Source organism: Spiroplasma endosymbiont of Anurida maritima (assembly GCF_042465095.1).
Taxonomy (GTDB): domain Bacteria; phylum Bacillota_I; class Bacilli_A; order Mycoplasmatales; family Mycoplasmataceae.
Map to the genome: position 1 here is coordinate 733,917 of NZ_CP102059.1, position 24,682 is coordinate 758,598.

The following is a 24,682-nucleotide window of genomic DNA, read 5'->3' on the forward strand; positions in this document are numbered from 1 at the left end:
TCTGATTGCTTTTATTGGAATTATTTGACAATTAATTTGCTGACTATTTTTAGGGGCACACTTTAATTTACCTCCATTATTAACAGTTATTGAAATATTTGCTTTTCTTGCTTGTGTCTTTGTTGCATTTAAATTATTATTATTAGGATATAGATCATAGGAGAAAAAATGAATAGCATTAAAATTAGAAATATGTGATTAGATTTTTTTAAATCAAAAAATCATTTAGTTATAGAACCATCATCATTAATTCCAAAAAATGATGATTCTTTATTATGAATTAATTCTGGAGTAGCAACCTTAAAACCTTATTTTGATGGTAGAGAAACTCCAAAATCAAATAGAATGACAGGTTCTCAACCTTCAATTAGAACAAATGATATTACAAATGTTGGTGTTACAGCAAGACACCATACACTATTTGAAATGTTAGGTAATTTTTCAATTGGAGATTACTTTAAAAAAGAAGCTATAATGTGAGCTTGAGAATTTTTAACTTCAGAAAAATGATTAAATTTAAATCCTGATAAATTATTTATCACTGTCTTTATGGAAGATAAAGAGACAATTAGTATATGAAAAAATATTATTAAAATTAAAGAAGAACATTTAATTTTAGGGACAAAAGATACAAATTTTTGAGAAATTGGTGCAGGTCCTTGTGGTCCAAATACGGAAATTTTTTATGATCGTGGAGTAGACTATGATTTAAATAATCAAGGGATTAAATTATTACAAGAAGATTTAGAAAATGATCGCTATATTGAAATTTGAAATATAGTTTTTTCACAATTTAATAATAATGGTAATGGGAAATATAGTGAATTACCTAGAAAAAATATTGATACTGGTGCTGGTTTAGAGCGTATTGCGTCTGTTATGCAAAACACACATACAAACTTTGAAACAGATTTATTTTTACCTATTATTAAGGAAATTGAAAGGTTTACATCATATAAATATGATGTAAACAATTATTTTGCAAAAGAAAAAGATGTTATTTTTATTAGTAAGTGTTTTAGAATCATTGCAGATCATCTAAGAGCAGTTAGTGTGGCTATTGGCGATGGTGCTTTCCCTGACAATAAAGAACGTGGTTATGTTATTAGAAAACTAATAAGAAGAGCTGTTGTTAATGGTCATTATTTAAAAATTGATAAACCATTTTTACATAAATTGGTTAACATTGTCTTAAAAGTTTTAGGTCCATCTTTTGTAAACTTAAATAATAATAAAGCGATGGTTGTTAAAACAATAAAGGAAGAAGAAGTAAAATTCCAAAAAACATTATCAACAGGAATGGAAAAACTAACAGCAATTATTAAAAAAGATAAATATATTTCAGATAAAAACGCCTTTTTACTTTTTGAATCATATGGGTTTCCAATTGATATTACAATTGACATTGCAAAGAACAATAATATAAAAATTGATGTTAAAGGTTTTGAAAATCTATTAGCTCAATCTAAAATTATTGCTAAAAATGCTAGAGCAGACAAAAAAGCTATTAACTTTCAAAGTAAAGCTTTTATAGAAGATAAAACAAAAACTACTTTTATTGGATATGACACACTAGAACATCGAGCAAAAATAAAAACAATTATTTTTGAAGATGAAATACTTAAAAAAATAAGTTTAAATGATAGTCAAACAGCTATTGTTGTGTTTGAAAAAACACCTTTTTATGCTGAAAAAGGTGGACAATTACATGATATAGGTAAAATTATTTCTAAAGATAAGAAAAAAGAGTTTGATGTAATAAATGTTCAAGAAGGTCCAAATAAGCAATATTTTCATGAAATATCTGGTTTGGGTAAGCTTTCTGTGGGAGATGTTTATGATTTAAGTGTAGATGAAAATAACAGGCTTTTAACTATGAAAAATCACTCAGGAACACATATAATTCATTCAGCGCTAAGAGCTGTATTAGGTGAACACGTTTTACAAACCGGTTCTTATAATGATGCAAATAAGTTAAGAATTGATGTTAATCATAATCAACCAATTGTTAAAACAGATATCATTTCAATTAACACTCTTTGTCGTTCAAAAATTAAAGAAAACATTAAAGGGGAATACTTTTATTGTTCTTATGATGATGCTGTTAAAAAACATAATGCAATCGCTATTTTTGGAGAAAAATATGATACATCAAATGTTCGAGTTGTAAAATTTGGTAATTTTTCTTGTGAGCTTTGTGGTGGAACGCATGTTGTTAGTACAAAAGACATTGAAGATCTTATTATCACAAATGTGGAATCAAAAGGGTCAACAACTTTCAGAATTACTGCTTTAACATCTTCGAAAACAATTGCATCATATGTTGAACAACAAGTTACTAGTTTACAAAATGAAGTTAAAGAACAAATGAATTTTTACAATGCAAATAAAAGCATTGTTCATGACAAAGATTTGGAAGATATTATAGAGAAAATATTGAAAATAAAAACATTTGATTATTATTTTGAAATTAATGACTACCGTACTGAATTTCAAAATATGTATAAAAACTGAACAAAAGTTTTACAAAAAAAACAAATAGATTTATTTATTAGTAAAAATATTAAAACCTATAAGAAATTAGATATTATAAAAGAAAATGAAGAAATTATTTATTTTAAATTTGAAGATAAAAACATCAATATCAACATGCTAAAAATGTTGGCTGAAAACAGTGTTAAAAACAATCTTGGGACAATTTCTTTATGTTTTAACGTTGATGAAAACACAATTCAATATAGTATTGCTTCAACTTCAAAAGTTATTTTTGCTAACAATATTTCAAAACAATTAAATAAACAATTTNNGAAGCGAAAGGGGGGGGGTTCCCCTACCTTATCTCAAGGTTCAATTTCTTCAAATAACTTTGAATTATTTGAAAATTATATTAAGGAATTATTAAAAAATGGCTAGTTATATTGGACTTGATCTTGGAACAAAAACGATTGGAATTGCAACAAGTCAAGGAATAATTGCTAGCGCAAAAGATACAATAAGATTTGAAGAGGATAATTTTGAACAAGGTGCTCAAATGATTTTAGAGTATATTAATAAAGAAAACATTGATGAAATCGTTATTGGCTATCCAATAAACATGGATGGAACAATTGGTTATCGTGCGCAAATGGTGGATTATTTTGTTGAACTGTTACTTGATTTAAATAGTTCTTTAATTATTCATAAATATGACGAAAGAATGACTTCGAGAATGGCCGGAAATATTATGTTAGAAAATAATACAAGCAGAGCTAAAAGAAAAATAAATAAAGATAAATTAGCAGCGCAAATAATTTTGTCAGATTACCTTAAATATAATAAAAATAGCATATAATTATACAACTCATAAATATAAAAGCAAGTAAAAATTCAAAAAAAAATGATATAATATATGTATAAATGTTATATCATTTTTGTTATGAGGTCGTAATATGGATATCCAAAAAACTTTCAATTTAAATGAAAGACAAATAAATATTATAAAGAAGAAAAAGTTAAAGACAAAAAACCCTTACCCAGAAAGGGATAAGCTAAAATCTTATGTTAGATCTAGTGATAATTCCCGAACTCACACTTCAAAAAGTTTTAGTAAGGGCGGTAAAAACAATATGGTAGATATTGTTTTAACTAATCTAGATGATAATTTAGAAATTTTTACAGATTCTAATATGACTGAAAAACACCATAATTTTAGTAAACATATTAAAAATGTTAGTAAAACATTTGGTTTGTCTTTAAAACAATTAGAAATCATTAAATTAAGACGTACTAAATTAAAAAAAGGAGAAAATCCTTTTGTTAATCAATCAAATAAATTTTTAAAAAAAGTTAAATTAAATGAATCAATTGCTAAAAATAGATTAAATGATATGAAAGAAAAATATTCTAATAAAAAAACTAGCGAAGTAAAAAAAATAAATGAAAATTTACAAAAAATATCTAGCAAGTTTTTATTAACCTCTAATCAGAAAAAAATTCTTAGAGCAAAAGAACATGATATTTCAAGTTGATATGAAAGAAGCAATAATAATTTAATTGCAAATAAAAATTTACACACAAATAATAATGGATTAGAATCAGGTGTTAATAAATATAAAAAAGATTTTAAACAAAAACCAATTATATTAGAACCATTAGAAAATAAACACTTTGAACAAAGAAATGCTACACTTATTGGCAATGATAAGGTTTTAAATAGTAATGTTAAAAAAGGTGAAACAATTACAAACACAGCTAATAATTTTATTCTTGATAAAAGTGCTATTTTAAATCAAGGTAACAACATTAATAATGATATTAACGATAAAAAAATAAAAGAAAAAGATTTTTTAAAAAACTTTTATAAAAGCATAACTGAAGAAGAACATATGATTTTAAAAAGTTTAATTGAAGATAAAAAAGACAACACAAATCAAGAAGTAAATATCCATCAAGATATAAATAAATTCTTTGCAAATGATAAAGCTAAAGAATTTAAAGTTGATAAGAAAAAAAGCCAAACTTATTATTGAATGATAAAATAGAAAAATTTAAACCAACTGTAAAGTTAAAGGCTGTCTTCAAAAGTAATCAATTAAAAAACAGTATAACGGTTGTTAAAGAATCTAATGCTAAAGACAAAAAAAATACAAATGCTTTTTATCAAAAGAACAGTAACAAAAAAAGTTATTTTTCACAAAATTTTGAAAAATTGATTAGTCAAAATGATGAGAGTTTGTATAAAAATTATATAGATCCTAGAAAAAAACCAGATTTAGAAAAAGACATTAAAGATAACTTTACCTCACTTGCAGGTTATACTGGCAAAGAGATTCATGACCTTATCAAGCACATTAGGGAAATTGGAAAAATTGCAAAAGTAAAAAGTATTTATAAAGTTAATTTTGATAAAAAAAGAATAAAAAAAGCATAAAATATTATTAAGGGGTTAATTATGGACAAAAAAAATGTAGAATTTTTAATTGAAAAATATTTTGATCAAACAATTTCTTCGTCCACTATTGACCCAAAAAAAAGACCTGATGTTGTTTATGAATGAATTCAAGAAAAAGAACGTTGGTTGAAATTAGCAAAAAATAAAGAAAATGAAGAATTATTAAAAAAGTTAAACCAAGCTAAGCAATTAGATAAGTATGAAAAAAATTAACTGAACAAGAAAAATTAAAAATCTTTCAACAGCAACGGTTAATTTATCTACAAGAAAGAAAAGAATTTCAAAAGAAAATTAACAAAAAATATAAACTACCAAAAATTAATAAAAAGTTTTTAGACTATGATATTAACATTGATGAATTAAAGGATAAAATGGGTTTTGAAAAAAATGAAAAAGAAGATAAATAAAATAAAAATAGGTAATATCAATGATTTATTAGAAGATGAGAGTCAATATAATGGAGATTATAAGCTTTCAAAGTCTGCTTCACGTTTGTTTGATAAAATAAATAATGAAAAACAAATTTCAGATTTGGAATTTGAAGAAAAAAATTTATCAGCAGATGAAGAATTAGCTGACGAACCCTTAAAAGAATTAGGTGTTAACTTTAAGACTTTTAATAAACTTCAAAAAGTTAAACCTATTAGAAATCCTTTAACTTGAGTTGCTAAAAGTACTTCAAATGATATTGATGATGAGGAAATTGTTTTAACAGTTGATCCTAGTAAATATGATGGCTTAAAAAAGAAAAATATTGATTTAAAACAGAATGATTATAATGTAGCGGAAAATAACGACTTTATCTTTGCTGATGAACCTGATTTATCACAAGAATTTGATATTGAAAAAAGAAATTAATTTTGATGAAATAAGNNTGCTGATATTTCATTTGATGATGATGATGAAGATTATGAAATAAATGAAAGTTTAAGACCGACGTTTACCAAAAATGTAGAATTATTAAAAAAATATGATGTATCATTAGTAGATTTTAATATAGATGATAATGAAAAAGTAGAAATTGAAGAAATGGATGGGGAGCTTTATATTGAAATTACAAAGTTCAAACCAGCAGGGATTGATTTTGAAAAATTTACCTTTGGTAAAAAAGAACCACCAAAAGAAAAACCAAAAGTACATTTAATAAGAAGAGAAGTTAACAATGCTTCTTTCTCAAAAGTTCTTTTAAAAAAAGAGGAAGAAAAAAAGTTAAAGCTAATAGAAAAAGCTGAAAATATTTTAGAGAGAGACAATGTTTCTGATGTTAAAACAGAACAATTAATTTCTGACACTAAAATTGGAGAAAACATTATTAACGATGAAGATGATATAAAAATTTCTAAACATAAAATTCCTAAAATTAAATCTAAAATTAAAACAAATGAAAAAATTATTGATTTCTTAAAAGCTGTTAAAGAAGATTACGATTCAAACTCAAATCGTTTTGTAAACGAAGAATTAGCGATGTTCAATAATGTTTATAATACAAATAGAAATAATTTANNAATTTTTCTATGCAAAAAAAATAAAGATTATGTTGAAAATAAATTATATTTTTCAAAAAAATTATCATCACTTAAAAAATTGCTTGTTTTAAAACAAAAATTAGAAATAAAATTATTGGATAAATATATGTCTAACAATCCTAAAGCAAATATTTCAATCGAAAACTTTATTTATCACCAAAAAGAATTTGAACTACTTAAAAAAATAAAATCAGAAATAATTGCTAATAAAAAAGAATTAACAAGAGCCTTAGAGCGTTATGATAAAATTATTGCTAGGTTTAAAATAGAAGAAAAAATGAACGCAAAACAACTAGAAGATATTCACAACAAAGAAAAATCTCGTGTTGAAAAAGAAGTAAATATTTTTATTACAAAAAACGATTAAAATAAAAAGCAAACTATATAGTTTGCTTTTTATTTACTTAAAATTCAATTCCTTTTTTAGCTATAACTCCTTGATCAAAATAATGTTTAATGCTTACAAGTTCTGTATATAAATCAGCACATTCTTTAATATCTTCAACTTTATTGTGACCAGATATTAAAACATCAATATTTTTATCTACTTTATTTATTTCTTTTATAAATTCTTCTTTAGTTAAAAATTTGTTAACTACAAGATCCGTCATCTCATCACAAACTATCATGTCATATTTTTTTTCTGATACAGCTTTTTTAAAATAATTTCATCCTTTTATCATGTCAACTTTCATTAACTTAATTTCTTCTTCGTCCATTTCTCAAATAAATTTTTTACTAACGTGATAAAAACTTTTAATTTTTAAATTATCTAAATCTAACTTATTAAAAAAAGTAATTTCACCTGAAGGTCTGTTTTTAAAAAAACGTAAATATAAAACATTTAAATCATTACCTAAGGCTCTAATCATTGTTCCATTTAGAATTGATGTTTTACCACGTCCCATTCCCGAATAAATATGTACCATTGTATATCTCCCATTTATTAAAATACTATATAATAATTGTATACTTTTAATACGTTATGAAAGGATCAAAATGAAGTTTTCTAAAGAAGAAAAAATAGTAAATAATTTTAGAAGTACTAAAAATTTGCCGGTCATAAATTTTTAAAAAAAGAAAATCAAAATGATTTTTCTTTATTAGATAAATTTATAAAAAAATATATTAAAAATGTTAAATATCTTTGATACTTTAAAAATGTTTACCTTTATGACAACGAAAACAAAATATATCATTTTATTGACAGAATAATATTAACGAGAAAAAAAAACCTTTTTTATATATGATTTTAAAAAAGAAATTAACCTTGAAAACAACGAGTATAGCAATGATAAATATATATATTTTAAAAATAACCAAATAGCAATATCGCCAATTTATAAATTTTCGTTTTTATTAAATAATTTTAAAAACATTAATCATGAAATAGGGGACTTTCATAAAATTACTTTTATGAACTTAAATATTAATATTAATAATTCAAATAAAAACACCGAAAGTTTTTATAAGTTTGAAAATGTCAAAAATACATACTTTATGTCAATTAATAAAAATAATATTCATAAATTTATTGAAAACTTAGAAAATATTGATTTAAACGATAATGAGTTTTATAATGATGAAACAATTTTTCTTTTGCATGCTTTTTTTAGAAGAAAAAGTAACTATCCTAGTAAGAAAAGCATAAGGAGAAACACATTATGGTATTATCAAAATATTTAAATAATAAATTATTTAAAAATGTTTACCTTTCAAATACAACTCCATTAATTATTAATATAGCAAAAATAATTATGATGATGAGTCTGGTTTTAGTGGTTTCTTTATTTCATATAACAATTTTTGTTTTGCCTGGTGTTATTTCGTTTGAAATTATAATATTAGATTATGTTATTTTAGGAATATCTGTTTACATAGTTGGTTTAAAATCATCTATACTCATTTCTTTTTTAGTACCATTTATACATTGAATTGATGATCCTTATCATGTGATCTATGATATTGTTCTTTTTGTAATTTCATATTCATTGTTTTGCATAGCTACATTTTTTTTAATAAATAAAAAGTGGTTATTTTTTCTTTTCATTATATTCTTTCAAGTAAGCTTTGAATTAGTGTTCAGAATAGTAATCTTAAAATTTGTATTTTTTAATGAAGTATCTGTTTTAAAATTACTTACATGATTTTTGGGATTTATTGGATTAAACTATATAAATTATATTTTTGGGTATTTTTTAGTATTTAAATTTTATAAAAAAAATATTTGATAAATAATTTGTTATAATTATCTATGATGAGGTAAAAATATGTCAAAAAGAAAACAAAGAATTGAAGCTATAAATTTTTTATATGCACATTATGTTATGAATTTAGAAAAAGAAGATTTCTTAAAAACTATAAATAACGGTGTTGGTATTTCAGAAACTATATCGGAAGAAATAATTAATTTAGGTATTAATGTTCTAAAAAAAGAAGATGAAATTGTTGCAAAAATAAATGAAAAATTAAAACATGGATGAACTTTTGAAAGGTTAAGTAATTATCATAAAGCTATTTTGCTTTTAGGTATTTTTGAAATTAATTTTTTAAAGATAGATAAACCTATAATTGTTAACGAAGTTTTAGAGATATTAGAAAAAACTAGTGATAATGAAGATTATAATTATATAAATGCAATATTGGATGGTGTTAAATTTGAAAATAACAGTTAACGGATCTAAATAAACAAATTGGGAACACTATAAGTAAAAATCTTTTTCAACTTTATAATGTTGTTGGAGAAGTATCAAATTTAATAAAACATAATACAGGCCATTATTATTTAACATTAAAAGATGAAACTTCAGAAATTTCAGCAATAATATTTAAAAATAATGTTACTTCTAAAATTAGCGCCATTAAAAATGGTGATAAAATTATTGCCACTGGTAATGTAGGATTTTATGCTAAAAAAACTCAAATATCATTTCAAATAAAAAATATTTTGTTAGATGGAGTTGGAAATTTATTTGTTAAAAATAATTTATTGAAAGAAGATTTATTANNAAAAAGAGGTTGATTTAATAAAGAATTAAAAAAAGATATTATTTTAAACAATAATAAAATTGGAATTTTAACCGCTAGTGAAGGAAGTGTATATCACGATATTATTAGAACTTTCAAAAAAATATCGCCTTATAATTTAGAAATTATTTTATTTCCTTCAAAAGTTCAAGGTCAGGACGCTGAAAAAGATATAGCTAAAAAAATTAATCTTATAAATCAAAAAAATCTTAACTTGGATGTGTTGATTGTTTGTCGGGGTGGTGGTTCTGAAGAGGACCTACAACCATACAATGAGTATGTTGTACAAGAAGCTATTTATAATTCTAAAATACCAATTATTTCAGCTATTGGTCATGAAACTAATAATCCAATTTCTGATTTTGTTGCTGACAAATATGCTCAAACACCAACTGGGGCAGCTGTTATGATCATTGATATTAATAAAGAACAATTAGAAAATAAAATATTACAAATAAAAAAAGCGTTTTTTGTTGATATAAAAAATAAATTAAGTGTTTATAAAAATAATCTTTTTCACACAAAAACAACTTTTGAAAAGTATGATCAAAAAATTATTTTAAAAAATATTTTAGATACAAAAGATAAATTAAAAAACGATAAGAATATTTTAAAATATGAAATGGATAAGAAAATCAAAGATTTAAGGNNCAAAAAAGCTAAAATATATTATACTTATTTTAAAGAAGCCAATCCTTTAAAATACTTGGAAAAAGGATTTGCACTAACAAGAGATTTAGAATTTAATATCATAAATTCGGCTAGTAAAATTAATGTCGGTCAAGAAATATTTGTTGAGTGACAAGATGGAATTAAAAAGGTAAAGGTAATAGACAATGAGTAAAGATAGAAAAACAATAGAAAACTTATTTGCAATTTTAAAAGATAATAAAGATAAAATTTCTAATGAGAATCTTTCATTAGAAGAATCAATTGAACTTTATAAAACTTCTTTAGAAATAATCAATGATATTGAAAAAGATATTAAAAATAAAGAAAAACTAATTGAAAATATTTATGACTTTAATAACGAGGAAATAACTAAATAATACAGTTGGTGTAAATGAAAAAACTAGGACAAATTTTTGAAAGAAGAGGTTGAACAAAAAAAGTTAACCGAAAAATTTTAAAATATTTTAGAAATATAGAATTAAATATTACAAAAGTTAAAAGATTAAAAAATTTTGATTGTTTAGATTTAATTATGAATAATTATGTATATTTGTTGCGTTTAAATAATATTAATGACGATTTAAACTTTAAGAAAATGTTTTTAATTAAATTACAAGTAATAGAAAATGATAAATTAAATAAAACAAATATTTCTCAAAAAGTTAGAAAAAATATTAACAATTATTTAAAAGAAAACATGAATGTTTTTAAAAATAAAATAGATTTTAATTTTGAAAACACATTGTTTGAGCAATATAATATAAAAACTAATTTATATAAAGACATTATTTCTGAAAATGTTTTTAATAATCATAAATTATATTCTTATATTGGAAATATATATGCATCATCTATTAAAAATGAGAACCAAAAATATTTTTATTATAAATATGGCTACTCTTTAACAATGTATATATATATTTCAACAATTTTATTATTTTTACAAAAAAATAACATATATGAAGTTAACTTATATAAAATTAAACTAAGTTTAATTGATATGTGAAGTAATGTTATTGAAAGAATTTCGCCAATTTATTTTAATAGTTTTATAATTCAAAACAATTATTTTTTAGATAAATATAAGTTATCAAAGTAGAGTTTTACATGAAAAATAAAGAAGATTTAAAAAATTTTATTATTAATTATGCCAAAAAAAATAATTCTCATTTAGGAAGTAATTTAGGTGTTTTAGAATTAACTTTAGCTATTGTTGATCATTATGATTTAAATAAAGATGTGGTTATTTTTGATACTGGTCATCAAACATTGCCTTATAAAATTATTAATAGCGGAATAGATTTTTTAAATAATTCTATAAATACAATTTCTTTTGAAAAATTTCAAACTTTTAACAAAGAAAAATATAATTTTTCGTCTAATGGTCATACTGGAAATTCTTTAGGAACAGCTATTGGCTATTGCTTAGCTAATCCTAACGCTAGAGTTGCTTGTGTGATTGGAGATGCTGCTTTTGAAAATAATTATATTTTACAAGCCTTAATTAATATTAAAAAATTAAAAATTAAAAATTTAGATATCTTTATTGTTGTTAATAATTTTAGTATTGACGAATATGAAAGTTTTTTTGTTTCTTTAAGTGATAAAGAAACATTTTTTTCAGAGTTTGGTTTAAGTTATTTTCAAATTAAAGATGGCCATGATTTAAAAAAAATAAAAAATCAATTAGATAAAAAATTTATGAAAAATAATAATATATTTTATGTTAATACAATTAAAGGTAACGGTTTAAAGTCGAATGTTAAGGGATCGCATAAATTATTTATGTCAGAAAACAATGTTAAAAATTATTTAACAAAAGAAGTTGAAAGTAAGCTATTAGACAAAAATACTTATTTGATTTCTTGTGCAATGAATTTAAAAATCAAAAATAAAAACTATATTGATGTTGGCATAAATGAAGAGTTAGCTTTTTTAATTTCTAGTGGATTAATTAAAAGTGGTAAAAAAGTATATCTTTATATATATTCAACATTTTTAGAAAGATGTATATATGTTTTAAAGCACAATAATTTACTAGACTCCGATAATTTAATTGTAATAGTAGATAGAAATGGTAAAAATCAAGGTGATGGTGAAACACATGATGGATATTTGGATATACTATTTTTAAGTTATCTTAAAAATCATAAGATTATTTTTACCCATACAAAAGAGTCTTTAATTAAATCTTTAAGTGAAACACATAATAAAACTNNGTTTTTGTTAAATTACCTAAAGATTTTATTGAAAAAAAAATTATTGATAGATTTCAATAACAAAAAAGATGCTTTATATATTACAAATGATGTAGAAATTTTAAAAATATTAATTGAAAAAAAATTAAGTTATCTTTGATATTCTACAGAAAGCAATTTTTTTACACCTAAAAACATAATGAACGTTAATAGTAATAGAAAAGTTATAGTTTTAGAAAATTTACTAAATAATAACAGCTACTTAAAACTTATCTTTAAAAATAATGGCGTAGAATTAAAAAATATAGAATTTAGAAGTCTAAATTCTAGAAATGATGCTTTAATTACCTTAATTTAAGTGATAATATGATTATATGAATGTAAAACTTAAGGGGAAATTATGTTAAAAAGAAATTTATTAGATCAAATTTTAAAGGAAAATAATTTAGATTGTATTATCATAACATCAAAGGAAAATAGATATTGACTATCTGAATTTGTATCATCTGATGGTTTAATATTATACTTTAAGAAAAATAGTTATATTTTTTTAGACGGTAGATATATTACTGATGGAAAAGAAAAAGTTAAAAATATAGAAAACATTGTAGAAATTAAAGCAAACAACAAAGGTGGTTTGTACCAACAAGTTTTAGATATAGTAAATGAAAATGCTAAAAGTAAAAAACCAAGTATTGGATTTGAAGAAGAATATACAACATATGATATGTTTTTAAATTACAAAAAAATATTTAAAGATTATGATTTAACAAGTGTTCCGGTAAATAGTATTAGAGGTGTTAAAACTTCACAAGAAATAGAAATAATTAAAAAAGCATGTGAAATTACAGATAAAACTTTTGAAAAATTAACTAAATTTGCAAAACCAAATATGAAAGAAATAGAAATTGCAAAATTTATTTATAATTCTTTTATTGATTTAGGAGCATCAAGTTTAAGTTTTAACTCAATTGTTGCATCAGGAGAAAGAGGGGCTTTACCACATGGGAGAGCATCAGAAAAACTTATTAATGATGGTGATTTTGTTACTGTAGATTTTGGTTGTGTTTTTGAAAATTATACATCAGATATGACTAGAACTTTTATTGTTGGTGATCACACTAAAAATAAAAACTATAAGAAAATGAAAGAAATCTTTGAAGTTGTTAGAGAAGCTCAAAGATTAGGGACAGTAGCAATTACAGAAGGTATGGAAAGTAAAGCAATTGATAAAATTTGTAGAGACTACATTACTTCAAAAGGTTATGGAGAATACTTTGTTCACTCAACTGGCCATGGATTAGGTATTGAAGTTCATGAATTTCCAAGAGTATCACCATTTGTTTCAACACCTTTAAAAGCTGGTATGGTTATAACTGTTGAGCCTGGAATTTACATTCCAGGAGTTGGTGGTGTAAGAATTGAAGATGATATATTAGTTAAAAAAAATGGTTATGAAATTTTAACAAAATCAACTAAAAAAATTAATTACAACAAATGGAATTGAAATTGAATAATTTAAAATTTAAAATATTAGGACTAATTAGTTTTATATTTACAATATTTTCATTATCTTTTTTATTAATTACTTATATTACAAATCTACCAATCATTATTTTTAATGTGTCTATTATCTTATCGATTATTTCAATTTTAATTTTTTTAACAATAATATTTATATTTGTGTTTTATGTTTTACCAAAAAATAGTCAAAAATATTCTAATAAAATTTATAAAAAAACTATGGATAATTTTGCTAAATTTTCGAGTAATAATAATTTAGAAAATAATGGTTTTAATTCTCAAAATAAACAATTTGAAAACGATGTTAAAACAAACATGAATTTAATTCAAAAATATTTAATTAAATATGGTGGTAACATTAAAAAAAATTAATCGTATATTGGAAAGCAATAATATTATTAATAAACATATTGAAAATAATGTAAGTGAAAAAAATGCAGATTTTTCTTTTAAAAAAACTAAGACAGAAATTAAAAAAAGAAACTTTGATTTTTTAAATGAAAATGGTGAAAATTTACATCAAATAAATAACAATGTGCCAAATTCTAAGTTAACATCTTCTCCAAGTGGTTTAGAAGAGAAAAAAAAGTATTACAAAAATTTTTGATATAAAAAAAACAAAATAAAATTGATAATTTTATTAATGTAAACAATCCTGCCAAAAATAATGAAAATTTAGCTTTTGATATAAATAACTATAATTTTGATAATCAAACAAAAGTTGATAAGGTTCAAAATAAAGTTAATTATAAAATTGGTGATCTTATTAAAAACAATGGTAAGGTATTTAAAATCATTGATATCAACAATGTGGTAATCAATAATGATAATTTTTTAAAGTTAACAATATGAGATGAAACAACAAATAATAAAACAGAAATTATTAAGTAGAAGTATTTAGGAGTATTATGAGCAGAACCCATAATTGTGGAGAATTAAATTTAAAAAACATCAATAAATCAGTCATTATATCTGGATGAATTAACAAAGTTAGAAAGTTAGGTAATTTAGTTTTTTTTGATATTAGAGATCGTTATGGTATTACCCAATGTGTTGTTAATGAACGAAATAAGTTTTATGAAGATGCAAAAAGTTTAAAAAATGAATATGTAGTATCAATAAATGGTATTGTAAATAAACGAAAAGATCCTAATTTAGATTTAAAAACCGGCGAAATAGAAGTTGATGTTAAAGAGATTAAAGTTATATCAAAATCTAAACTACCTCCTTTATTAATAAGGGATGAAACTGATGCTTTGGAAGATGTTAGATTAAAATATCGTTATTTAGACCTTAGACGTCCTGTAATGCAAGAAAATTTAATTTTACGTAGCAAAATTACAAATGAAATTCACGCTTTTTTAAATAGTAAAGATTTTTTAAATATTGAAACACCAATATTAAATAAATCAACACCAGAAGGTGCTAGGGANTTTTTAGTTCCTTCACGAAATTTTAATAATAAGTATTTTGCATTACCTCAATCGCCACAATTGTTTAAGCAAATTTTAATGATGTCAGGTTTAGATAAGTATTATCAAATAGCAAAATGTTTTCGTGATGAAGATTTAAGAAGTGATCGTCAATTAGAGTTTACACAATTAGATATGGAACTTAGTTTTGTAAATGGTGATGAAGTTATTGCAATAACAGAAAAACTTTTAAAAACTATTTTCAAAAAATGTTTAAATATAAGTTTAAAAACACCATTTAAAACAATGGAGTATGATTTTGCAATTGATAATTATGGTAGTGACAAGCCTGATTTAAGGTTTGATTTAAAATTATTAACTGTGGATACTTATTTTAAAGAAACAACTTTTTCAATCTTTAATAGTGTAGCTAATGATAAAAATAAAGTTATTAAAATGATTAATTTTGATAAAATAATTTCTAAAAATGAAATAAAAAAATTAGAAAATAGAGCTAAACAAAACGGAGCCAAAGGTCTTGCTTACTTACAATATCAAGATAATCAATGAACTGGTTCAATTAGTAAGTTTATTGAAAGAAATATTTTAGATAACTTAAAAAAGAATTTCATTAAAAATAATAAAGAAACGACACTTTTATTTATTGCTGATGATTTTAATATTGTGACCCAATCATTAGGTGCGGTAAGAACAATGTTAAATGAAACACATAAATTATCAAATGAAAATGAGTATAATTTCATTTGAATCAAAAAATGACCATTATTTGAATATGATTCAGTGAAAAATAGATATATTTCTATGCATCATCCATTTACAAACCCAACAACCAAAGAGGAAATTTTTAATAATCCTAAACAAGCTTATGCTGATGCTTATGATATTGTTTTAAATGGATTTGAACTTGGTGGGGGAAGTGTTAGAATACACGATAAAGATATTCAAAATGAGGTATTTAAGCTTTTAAATTTATCACAAGATGAAATAAATGATAAATTTGGATGATTTAATGAAGCTTTAGAATATGGTGTCCCACCACATGCTGGAATTGCTTTAGGGTTAGATAGATTATTAATGTTAATAACAAAAAGTAACTCTATTAGAGATGTTATTGCCTTTCCGAAAAATTCACATGGAGTTGATCCGATGACAAATGCTCCAGATTTTATATCAAAAGAACAAGAAAATGAAATAAAGTGAGAAGAAAATGAATAGCAATGATAAAATAATTGGTAGAATTAACGAATTAGCTAATAAGCAAAAAAAAGAAACCTTAACAGAAGATGAAATAAAAGAACAACAAAAGTTGCGTAAGATATATTTAAAAAACTTTCGTGAAGGATTTATTTCACAAATAAAAAATATCAAAGTTGTTAATGATCAAGGTGAAGATGTTACACCCGATAAAATAAAAGAATTAAAAAAACAAGGAGATAAAAATGAAAAAATCAATTAATGCTTTAAGAATATTAGGAGCAACAGCTGTGAACAAAGCAAACTCAGGTCACCCTGGTATTATATTAGGAGCTGCTCCAATGGCTTATACTTTATTTACTAAACATTTAAATATTAATCCTAAAATTGATAAATGAATAAATAGAGATCGTTTTATATTATCAGCTGGACATGGTTCTGGTTTATTATATTCTTTATTACATTTATCAGGATTTGAAAGTGTTTCAATGGAAGAATTAAAAAAATTCCGCCAACTATATTCACTAACACCGGGTCACCCGGAATCTCATATTACTCAAGGAGTAGATGCAACAACAGGTCCACTTGGACAAGGTTTTGCAATGGGTGTTGGAAGTGCAATTGCCGAAACTTATTTAGCAAATAAATTTAATAAAAAAACACATAAGATATTTGATCATTACACATATGTAATTTGTGGGGATGGAGATTTACAAGAGGGTGTTGCTCAAGAAGCTATTTCTGTTGCTGGTCATTTAAAATTAAATAAATTAATTGTTTTATTTGATTCAAATGATATTCAATTAGATTCTAAAACTAGTTTAGTGCAATCAGAAAACTTTAAGAAAAAATTTGATGCTGCAAATTGAAATTATATTTTAGTTAAAGACGGGGAAAATACCGAAGAAATAAACTTAGCGATTGAAAAAGCTAAAAGTAGTAAAAAACCATCTTTAATTGAAGTTAAAACTATAATAGGGAGAGGAGCTTCAAAAGAGGGGACATCTGCTGTTCACGGGGCTCCTTTAGGTAATGATTTAGAAAATGTTAAAAAGTATTATGATTGAAATCATGATGATTTTGAAATGCCACAAGAGGTATATGATGATTTTGAANNAAAAAATGTAAAAAACCGTGGAATTGAAAGTTATGAAGAATGAGTTTCAATATATAAGGATTATTTAAATGTCTTTGAAAAAGAAGGTAAAATATTAGAAAAAGTTTTAAGAAATGATTTTAGTATTAATGAAATTGATTTTAAAGAATTAGCTCTTACAAAACCAGAAGCAACTAGAAACATAAGTGGTTCAATTTTAAATCACATTCAAAATAATTTAAGTAATTTAATCGGAGGAAGTGCTGATTTAGCTGGTTCTACTAAAGTAAAAGGTATTTTTGGTGATTTTACAGCTAAAAATTATCACGGTAATAATTTACCATATGGTGTAAGAGAGTTTGCAATGGGTGCTATCAATAACGGAATTATGCTACATGGTGGATTTAAAGCTTTTGCAGCTGGATTTTTAGTTTTTGCAGATTATATGAAACCAGCAATGAGATTATCTTCAATTATGAATTTATCAAATTTATACGTCTTTACACACGATTCTGTAGCTGTTGGAGAAGATGGACCAACACACCAACCGGTAGAACAATATGCAATGTTAAGAAGTCAACCAAATTTAAATGTATTTAGACCAGCTGACTTTAACGAAACATTAGGAGCATACCAAAGTGCCTTTAATGAAAAACATACACCAACAGCACTTTTATTAACAAGACAAAACTTACCGCAAATTGCTAACTCTTCAAGTGAAAGCGCGCAAAAAGGAGCTTATTTTGTTAGACAAAACAAAGATAATAAAGTAACAATTTATGCATCAGGTAGTGAAGTTTCTTTAGCTTTAAATGCTGCTGAAAAATTAGCAAGTGAAAATATTGAAACAAACGTTGTTTCTGTTCCATGTTGAGAATTATTCTTTAAACAAGAATGTGATTATATAAATGATATTTTAGGAGATGATTCATTTAAGGTTTCATTAGAAATGGCATCAACATTTGGTTGAGAAAGATTTACTGGTAAAAATGGTTTAAATATAGGAATAAACACTTTTGGTGAATCTGCTAAATATGATGATATTATTAAACACTTTAAATTTGATGCTGATTCAGTTGTAAATAGTATCAAAGAATACATAGAATAATATTTAGATATTTTAATATGTTATAATAATGTTGATTTATAAATAATAGAGGGGTAGGTATTAAAATGATAGTTTGATGAGGAGCATTACTTATTGCTATTGCTAGTTTAGTTCTTGGGGGTGTTTTAGGTTTTGTTATAACTNNAAAAAAAATTGTTCAAAAACAATTAAGAGACAATCCGCCAATTAATGAAAAACAAATTAGAGCAATGTATTTACAAATGGGAAGAAAACCATCTGAAGCTGATATTAAAAAAGTTGTTAACTCAATGAAAAAAGCAAAATAATTTTTGCGCAAAAAACAATAAAAATTTATTTATACAATCTATAAATGAATTTTTATTGTTTTATTTTATAAAAGGAGAAATAATATGATTCCAAAATTTTGTCCAATTCATACAAAAATTCATATTTGTGAAGAAAATTCTACAAAGAGTAAAATTGCAAAAAATGAAAAAGATATTAAAACAGCACTTGATCGTTTAAAAGGTGTTCCTGTTGAAAGTGATCTTGCGCCAAAAAGCACTAAAAAGTCATCAGTTCCTAAAAAAGGAACAATTGAATACTCAATATATATGGCTCGTAAAAAAACAGATAAATTACGTGAAAAGTTTAATCATAGTGATGAAGAAAACTTTGGTCGTGTTGCTACAGAAAATGAATTAAAAGATAAAATGAAAGCTTTAAGGAATAAAATTAAAAATAAATAGAAAAAATTACTAATTTTTTTCATAAAAATAGTATTTTTTTTAAAAAAATTATGTATAATAAAAACATAGGATATACATTATATTCTATGTTTTTACACTTATAAAATAATTACACATAAAGCTATGTTTTAATAACTAAAATAAATAATATACAATATAATAAATTAATTTTTATTCTCCTGATTGTTTTTCTTTTATTTCTTACTTTTCCTTGGCAATAAAACTAAAACATAGCTTATAAATAGATTTAAATAATCTATTTTTTTTATGCAAATATGCGTATATGACATATTTCTTCTTCTTTTTATGTTTATAGTGATATTATTTTTAAATATAAATTATAAATTAGTTATTAAAAGGGGGAGTGATATGAAAAAAATGTTATATGCACTACTTTCCATTTTTATAATTTCAAGTAGTGTTAGCTTAGTTATTGGGTGTGGTAACAACAAACAAGCATCATACACAACAAAAACATCAAGTAAAGTAAATGAAACCAAAAATATTAAAATAGTAAATTTTAGCGAACCTTGAAATTATAATGTTAAAGGTAAAAACCTTGAAGAGTGAAAAGAAATATATAAAACATATTATATTGAATACAAAAATTATTTAAAAGCTTTTAAAGACATTGAAAACATAAAAGATAAAGCGAGCATGATTGAAAAAAATGTTTTTGCAGCTCACTTAACATTTTATAAACATATTTCTAATAAAGCCTTAAGATATATTTACATGATTGAAAACAATACAAATATAGATCATTACGAAAAAATGTCTTTTACTAATGATTTTAGTCTTGAAGATTTAATTTTTTTAAAAAATAATTTAACAAAATCTTTAAAGAACTTTAGCGAGAATTACCAATCAATAAATTGATTATTAAAAAATGGTAATTTAAAAACAGAAGATATTACAAAGTTTAAAACATTTTTATCATACTTTTATGAACAAGAATATGATATGATAAAACAAATAAGTTTAATGAACATTGATTAGGAGAAACTTTATGAGAAAAGCAGCATATATTTTATCAATAATTGGGACAGTTTTTAGTGGTATTTTAATATTACCTTTAGCTTGAATGATTCCGATGACAATAGCAATTAAAAAAACAATTTATGATGGAAAAGAGCATATTGCTTTAGGAATATGTACAATATTCTTTATGCCGTTTGGGATAATTTCTGGAATATTAATCCTAGTTTCAAAAGATGAAGTTGAAACACAAAGTAATACGAAAGCGGAAGTTACAGAACCAACAGTAGAAGCGCAAGAATAAAATAATTTATTTAATCAAATTAAATAGGGGAGTTAAATTAATTGTTAAGACTATAAAATATAGCTTACAGTTTAATAAGTCCCCTTTTTATTTATTAATTCAATTATATTTAAAATTGCTATTATGAATATTATTTACATTAAAATTAATTTTTAACTTAAATTATTAGATATATAATAATCAAATAAATACTATTAGAGTTAAATAAATAACTATTAATGCTAAATAAAGATACAATACACATCAATAAGGGTGTAGTAAAACATAATAAAGAGATAACACTAATAAAACATTAAAAAAAGCCATTTAAAGGCTTAAAAAAGATATTTTTCTAATAATAGTGGGGGAATTAAATTTTTTTTATGTCTCAAGGTTAAATTTGATAAATAACAATTTTTCACGTTCTTTATTTTTATAAATATAAAATAGACCACTAACAATATTTTTATTAATTATAATAGTGGCAAAGAAACAATTATTATTAAAATGATCTAATGACTGTTCAATAATAATAGTATTATTATTAGATATTATAATATTATTATCTATAATATTATAATTATAATATTTATTATTAATATTATAATAATTTTTAGTACTTCATATTATTTCATTTTTATTTTCTTCTTGTTGTTTTAAAATTGCCTTATTTTTAGCTATTTCATGTATTTTTTTATTTTTTAGTTTAATTTCGTGAATTTTTACTTGTTTTTGATGATTATTTTCAAATATAAGTCCCCTATCTATATAATTTTTAAATTTTATTCTTTCTAATTTATATTTTTTTAAAAATTTATTATGAATTAGCATAATTGTTAAAAAGATAAAAAACAATAGTAAAACAACTATTAAAAATATGATTAAAAATAACGACAATTTATCCCCTTTTTATATAACTATTTTAAAATATTAATTCCATAATGATAATTACTAAAATACATCTGTAAACGCATTTCATCAGCTGATGTTGCTGGACTTTGGTATCTTTGGTAGAAAATTTCTTTTAAGTTTTGTAAATTACTATTATTTTTTAAATACCTATCAAATTTTTTTCTTGAAAAAACTATGTGATAGTTGTTGCTCATAATTAAATTACTAATAAAGTTCTCAATTAGTTTTTGGTTATGAAGTTTTTCATTTCACTCAGCAAAATATGTATAAAGTATTTTATGATTTTTGTGAAAATAAATAAAACATTTATTGTCTTTATAAATAATAAACATTGGATTTAATTCAATAAAAAAGTTTTTATATGAATTTATAGCTTTAAAAGTAATTGGTGTAATTGGTGGCAATAGCATATCTTTTAAAATAAATAACTTTTGTGATTTTTTAAACTCAAAAACCTTTAATTCGTAGTTATCTAATAAATTATTTTTAGATTTTAAAAGTAAATCAAACTCCCCTTCTAAAGATGAAACATCCCTACTAAGAACTCTTAATTTTAAAGTAATAATCATTTTTTCAGAAACACTATAAGAGTTAAAGTCCTCAAGATAATCTTTCTTAGTCGCTTTTAAAAAAACAATTTTNNTTTCATATAAATTCTGTGCTAGTATTCTTACCAATTCAAATAAATCATTATCTTCACTCAAATCATTAATATGATTTTCACATATTAAATAGTTTTCATAATTAACATTAGTAGTTTCTTCGTATGGTGTTTCTGAAGTATTTTTTAAGAAATACTTTTCAGAAAAAACATGATGTTTATAAAAATCGTTATTATTTTCAATAAATTTAGCAATTACATTTTCATCATATAAATTTATTTTAAAAACAGAATTTTTGCACCCTTTAATAAAGCAATTTTGATTTTTTTTCATATCTTCAATTACTTCATTTAATCTTGTATTTGTTTGTAATTTTCAATCTTTAATTAAAGATTTATCTTTTACAACTCTTAAAATACTCAATACTGAGCTTTTTTTATCTTTTAAATTTTTTAAACAGCAATCACTATAATTATTTCCGCTTAAACAAAAACATTTTTCATTTAACTCAAACTCATAAATTCTTTTGTATTCCTTATTTATAAAATCTAATTGATCGTTATCTAAATAAAAGCTATTTAAAACTTCTTTAAACATTTGTGATGGTGTTTGGTTTTCTATTGTTTTCATTTTAAATCTCCTCTACTAAATCGGTTAATACTTCACTAATATTATATTTGATATTTTGGTTTAAATTGTTTTCAAACTCTTCACTAGAGTTATAAACAGAATTAAACAAGCTGTCACTCGGTCATTTAATTATACCTAATTTTAAATTTTTCTTTTTACAAATATAAGCTAAAGCATAACCTTCCATATCTATAAGATCAATTATATTATTTCAATCATTAATTAAATATTTTTTATGTAATTCTGTATTAAAAAAAGTATCACTACTCCCTAACACTTTATTTCCTAAAATACCTTTTGCTTCAAATTTTTTATTTAAATTATCATCTGTTTTAATAGAACAAAAACCTTTTGGTGTTTGTCCTATTTTATAGTCAAAAGCCCTTACATCTGCCATTAAGTTGTTTACTTCACTAACATAATAAGGTGTGTTAATTTTGCATTCTTGTTTATTAGTTCCACAAGTGCCGACATTGATAACTTCTTTAACTTCTTTGTATTGATTTAAAACTTTGTGAAGTTCATACATTGAATTCATAAGCCCAATGCCTGTAATTAATAATATAAAGTTTTTGCTTTTAAAAAGGTTATCTGATAATTTTTCCAACTTATAATTCACTAAGAAAATTGAAATTTCATCTTTCATTGCTGCTACAATTAATTTCATGTTTTCTCCTTATAAATTAATATCTAACTAATTTTATCATTTAAAATAATTTTTTATAAACATTTGATTTTTTTTACTTGTTTTTATTATTTCAAAAATTTAAGTGTTTTATTAACCCTTTTCCAACATTATTTTTACCATGTTTTTCTATTGCAACTTTATATTGTAAATTTAAAAGTTCAATAAAGCATTTATCAAGATTTTTAAAAGCTAAATCTCTATAATATTCAACCCCTTCTCAAATTCTTTCTTTACTAATTTTATCACCAACAAAAACAATTTTATCTAAGAAAGACATTCTTATATTTCCTACTGTATGGTGTTTTATTGCATTAAGTATTTCATTATTTTTATATTTTAAAGCCTTTTTTAAGTAGAAATAACACGTATATCCATGTCATATGGGTTTTGGTTCACTAAGATATTTTTTTCCATAATTTTGTAATATATTAGTGCTAATTTTATCTTCTAATTGCTTTGTTAAATCATGTAATAAACCCGCAATATATGAGTTTTTAATAAATTCACTATCATTTTCTCTGTATTTTTTTGCTAATTGTTCGCACATAATGCCTACATTTTCACAATGTTCTTTTCTTTTTTCATCTAACATATTCAAAAGTTTTTCATTTCAATATAAATTATTTTCATTAATGTATTTAATTAATTTTTTATTAATGTTTTTATAATTGCCGCACCTTATTTTAGTAGAAGAAATATTTTGATTTTGTAAATAGTAGAAATATTGGGCGTTGTATTTATTTAGCATATTAAAATCAATCATTTCTTGATTTTCACGGCTTACAAAAATTAGCTTACATTTTTGAACTATATTTTCTCAATTTTCTCACTTTTCAAAATGAGTTAATTGATCATCTCCAAATATTAAATAAAAATCATCAAATGGAAATTTATTAACAATATAATCTACAGTATTTGTTGTTAAAGATGGTTCTTTATTTTTTAACTCATAATCTTTTACTTTTATAAATTTGTATTTTTTAATAAATAAATTTATAATTTCCAATCTTTGAGTGTCAGAAATTGGTTGAATTGATTTAAATGGGTTTTGATTTGTAGGTAAAACCCATATTTCATCAAAATCAAATTTCTTTTTAATATTAATAATTATTTTTAAATGATCATTGTGAAAGGGGTTAAAAGTTCCGCCAAAAATTCCTATTTTCATTTC

26 protein-coding genes are annotated in these 24,682 nt (G+C 23.0%); 22 read left to right on the top strand and 4 right to left on the bottom strand.

Going from position 1 to position 24,682, the window contains the following annotated elements; all coding sequences use genetic code 4:
• Positions 1-168: 168 nt before the first annotated feature.
• The 6 genes from alaS (at position 169) to NPX79_RS03490 (ending at position 5,788) form a co-directional block, all read left to right on the top strand.
• The gene (alaS, locus tag NPX79_RS03465) at positions 169-2,913 is read left to right on the top strand and encodes an alanine--tRNA ligase (RefSeq protein ID WP_381415042.1); all 2,745 of its coding nucleotides are present in this window, start codon (positions 169-171) and stop codon (positions 2,911-2,913) included.
• Complete coding sequence (ruvX, locus tag NPX79_RS03470) at positions 2,906-3,331, top strand: Holliday junction resolvase RuvX (RefSeq protein WP_381415043.1); 426 nt, start codon at positions 2,906-2,908, stop codon at positions 3,329-3,331. The genes alaS and ruvX overlap by 8 nt, the downstream gene beginning before the upstream one ends.
• 97 nt (positions 3,332-3,428) lie before the next feature.
• Positions 3,429-4,520: a hypothetical protein gene (locus NPX79_RS03475; RefSeq protein ID WP_381415044.1), complete on the top strand. Its 1,092-nt coding sequence runs from the start codon at positions 3,429-3,431 to the stop codon at positions 4,518-4,520.
• Positions 4,505-4,909 carry a hypothetical protein gene (locus NPX79_RS03480; RefSeq protein WP_381415045.1) on the top strand — a complete coding sequence of 135 codons (405 nt, stop codon included), beginning with the start codon at positions 4,505-4,507 and terminating at the stop codon, positions 4,907-4,909. Before NPX79_RS03475 ends, NPX79_RS03480 begins: the two co-directional genes overlap by 16 nt.
• 21 nt (positions 4,910-4,930) lie before the next feature.
• Positions 4,931-5,143: a hypothetical protein gene (locus tag NPX79_RS03485; RefSeq protein WP_381415046.1), complete on the top strand. Its 213-nt coding sequence runs from the start codon at positions 4,931-4,933 to the stop codon at positions 5,141-5,143.
• Between the two features lie 174 nt (positions 5,144-5,317).
• Positions 5,318-5,788, top strand: a complete 471-nt coding sequence (locus NPX79_RS03490) for a hypothetical protein (RefSeq protein ID WP_381415047.1) — start codon at positions 5,318-5,320, stop codon at positions 5,786-5,788.
• A gap of 1,072 nt (positions 5,789-6,860) precedes the next feature.
• Here NPX79_RS03490 and NPX79_RS03495 read toward each other — a convergent pair.
• Positions 6,861-7,385 (bottom strand): cob(I)yrinic acid a,c-diamide adenosyltransferase, encoded by a 525-nt coding sequence (locus NPX79_RS03495; protein WP_381415048.1) that lies wholly within the window; start codon positions 7,383-7,385, stop codon positions 6,861-6,863.
• Between the two features lie 487 nt (positions 7,386-7,872).
• Here NPX79_RS03495 and NPX79_RS03500 point away from each other — a divergent pair, with 487 nt between their 5' ends.
• The 16 genes from NPX79_RS03500 to NPX79_RS03575 all read left to right on the top strand — a co-directional run bounded on the left by NPX79_RS03500 (position 7,873) and on the right by NPX79_RS03575 (position 20,700).
• The gene (locus NPX79_RS03500) at positions 7,873-8,142 is read left to right on the top strand and encodes a hypothetical protein (protein ID WP_381415049.1); all 270 of its coding nucleotides are present in this window, start codon (positions 7,873-7,875) and stop codon (positions 8,140-8,142) included.
• A gap of 584 nt (positions 8,143-8,726) precedes the next feature.
• Positions 8,727-9,131, top strand: a complete 405-nt coding sequence (locus tag NPX79_RS03505) for a transcription antitermination factor NusB (protein WP_381415050.1) — start codon at positions 8,727-8,729, stop codon at positions 9,129-9,131.
• A gap of 29 nt (positions 9,132-9,160) precedes the next feature.
• A complete protein-coding gene (gene xseA / locus NPX79_RS03510; protein WP_381415492.1) occupies positions 9,161-10,327 on the top strand; it encodes an exodeoxyribonuclease VII large subunit in 1,167 nt (388 codons plus the stop codon).
• Positions 10,320-10,532, top strand: a complete 213-nt coding sequence (locus tag NPX79_RS03515) for a hypothetical protein (RefSeq protein ID WP_381415051.1) — start codon at positions 10,320-10,322, stop codon at positions 10,530-10,532. Before xseA ends, NPX79_RS03515 begins: the two co-directional genes overlap by 8 nt.
• 14 nt (positions 10,533-10,546) lie before the next feature.
• Positions 10,547-11,254: a hypothetical protein gene (locus NPX79_RS03520; protein ID WP_381415052.1), complete on the top strand. Its 708-nt coding sequence runs from the start codon at positions 10,547-10,549 to the stop codon at positions 11,252-11,254.
• 8 nt (positions 11,255-11,262) lie between these two features.
• Positions 11,263-12,711: a 1-deoxy-D-xylulose-5-phosphate synthase N-terminal domain-containing protein gene (locus NPX79_RS03525; RefSeq protein ID WP_381415053.1), complete on the top strand. Its 1,449-nt coding sequence runs from the start codon at positions 11,263-11,265 to the stop codon at positions 12,709-12,711.
• A gap of 42 nt (positions 12,712-12,753) precedes the next feature.
• Entirely contained in the window at positions 12,754-13,875 is a 1,122-nt protein-coding gene (locus tag NPX79_RS03530; RefSeq protein WP_381415054.1) for an aminopeptidase P family protein, read from the top strand.
• Complete coding sequence (locus NPX79_RS03535; protein WP_381415055.1) at positions 13,863-14,249, top strand: hypothetical protein; 387 nt, start codon at positions 13,863-13,865, stop codon at positions 14,247-14,249. Before NPX79_RS03530 ends, NPX79_RS03535 begins: the two co-directional genes overlap by 13 nt.
• 7 nt (positions 14,250-14,256) lie before the next feature.
• The gene (locus tag NPX79_RS03540) at positions 14,257-14,526 is read left to right on the top strand and encodes a hypothetical protein (RefSeq protein ID WP_381415056.1); all 270 of its coding nucleotides are present in this window, start codon (positions 14,257-14,259) and stop codon (positions 14,524-14,526) included.
• A gap of 259 nt (positions 14,527-14,785) precedes the next feature.
• Positions 14,786-16,525 carry an aspartate--tRNA ligase gene (aspS, locus tag NPX79_RS03545; protein ID WP_381415057.1) on the top strand — a complete coding sequence of 580 codons (1,740 nt, stop codon included), beginning with the start codon at positions 14,786-14,788 and terminating at the stop codon, positions 16,523-16,525.
• Positions 16,518-16,766, top strand: a complete 249-nt coding sequence (locus tag NPX79_RS03550; protein ID WP_381415058.1) for a DUF896 domain-containing protein — start codon at positions 16,518-16,520, stop codon at positions 16,764-16,766. The genes aspS and NPX79_RS03550 overlap by 8 nt, the downstream gene beginning before the upstream one ends.
• Positions 16,750-18,708 carry a transketolase gene (tkt, locus tag NPX79_RS03555; protein ID WP_381415059.1) on the top strand — a complete coding sequence of 653 codons (1,959 nt, stop codon included), beginning with the start codon at positions 16,750-16,752 and terminating at the stop codon, positions 18,706-18,708. The genes NPX79_RS03550 and tkt overlap by 17 nt, the downstream gene beginning before the upstream one ends.
• A 65-nt stretch (positions 18,709-18,773) precedes the next feature.
• Positions 18,774-18,995: a YneF family protein gene (locus NPX79_RS03560; RefSeq protein WP_381415060.1), complete on the top strand. Its 222-nt coding sequence runs from the start codon at positions 18,774-18,776 to the stop codon at positions 18,993-18,995.
• Between the two features lie 84 nt (positions 18,996-19,079).
• Positions 19,080-19,418, top strand: coding sequence for a hypothetical protein (locus NPX79_RS03565; RefSeq protein ID WP_381415061.1), 339 nt, complete (start codon positions 19,080-19,082; stop codon positions 19,416-19,418).
• A gap of 369 nt (positions 19,419-19,787) precedes the next feature.
• Positions 19,788-20,417, top strand: coding sequence for a hypothetical protein (locus NPX79_RS03570; protein ID WP_381415062.1), 630 nt, complete (start codon positions 19,788-19,790; stop codon positions 20,415-20,417).
• 10 nt (positions 20,418-20,427) lie between these two features.
• Positions 20,428-20,700, top strand: a complete 273-nt coding sequence (locus tag NPX79_RS03575; RefSeq protein ID WP_381415063.1) for a hypothetical protein — start codon at positions 20,428-20,430, stop codon at positions 20,698-20,700.
• A gap of 360 nt (positions 20,701-21,060) precedes the next feature.
• Here the strand turns inward: NPX79_RS03575 and NPX79_RS03580 are convergent, their stop codons facing one another.
• The 3 genes from NPX79_RS03580 to NPX79_RS03590 all read right to left on the bottom strand — a co-directional run bounded on the left by NPX79_RS03580 (position 21,061) and on the right by NPX79_RS03590 (position 24,679).
• On the bottom strand, positions 21,061-21,576 hold the full coding sequence (locus NPX79_RS03580) for a hypothetical protein (protein WP_381415064.1): 516 nt from the start codon (positions 21,574-21,576) through the stop codon (positions 21,061-21,063).
• Between the two features lie 1,248 nt (positions 21,577-22,824).
• Entirely contained in the window at positions 22,825-23,490 is a 666-nt protein-coding gene (locus NPX79_RS03585; RefSeq protein ID WP_381415065.1) for a hypothetical protein, read from the bottom strand.
• A gap of 73 nt (positions 23,491-23,563) precedes the next feature.
• Positions 23,564-24,679 carry a nicotinate-nucleotide adenylyltransferase gene (locus tag NPX79_RS03590; RefSeq protein WP_381415066.1) on the bottom strand — a complete coding sequence of 372 codons (1,116 nt, stop codon included), beginning with the start codon at positions 24,677-24,679 and terminating at the stop codon, positions 23,564-23,566.
• Positions 24,680-24,682: the final 3 nt, after the last annotated feature.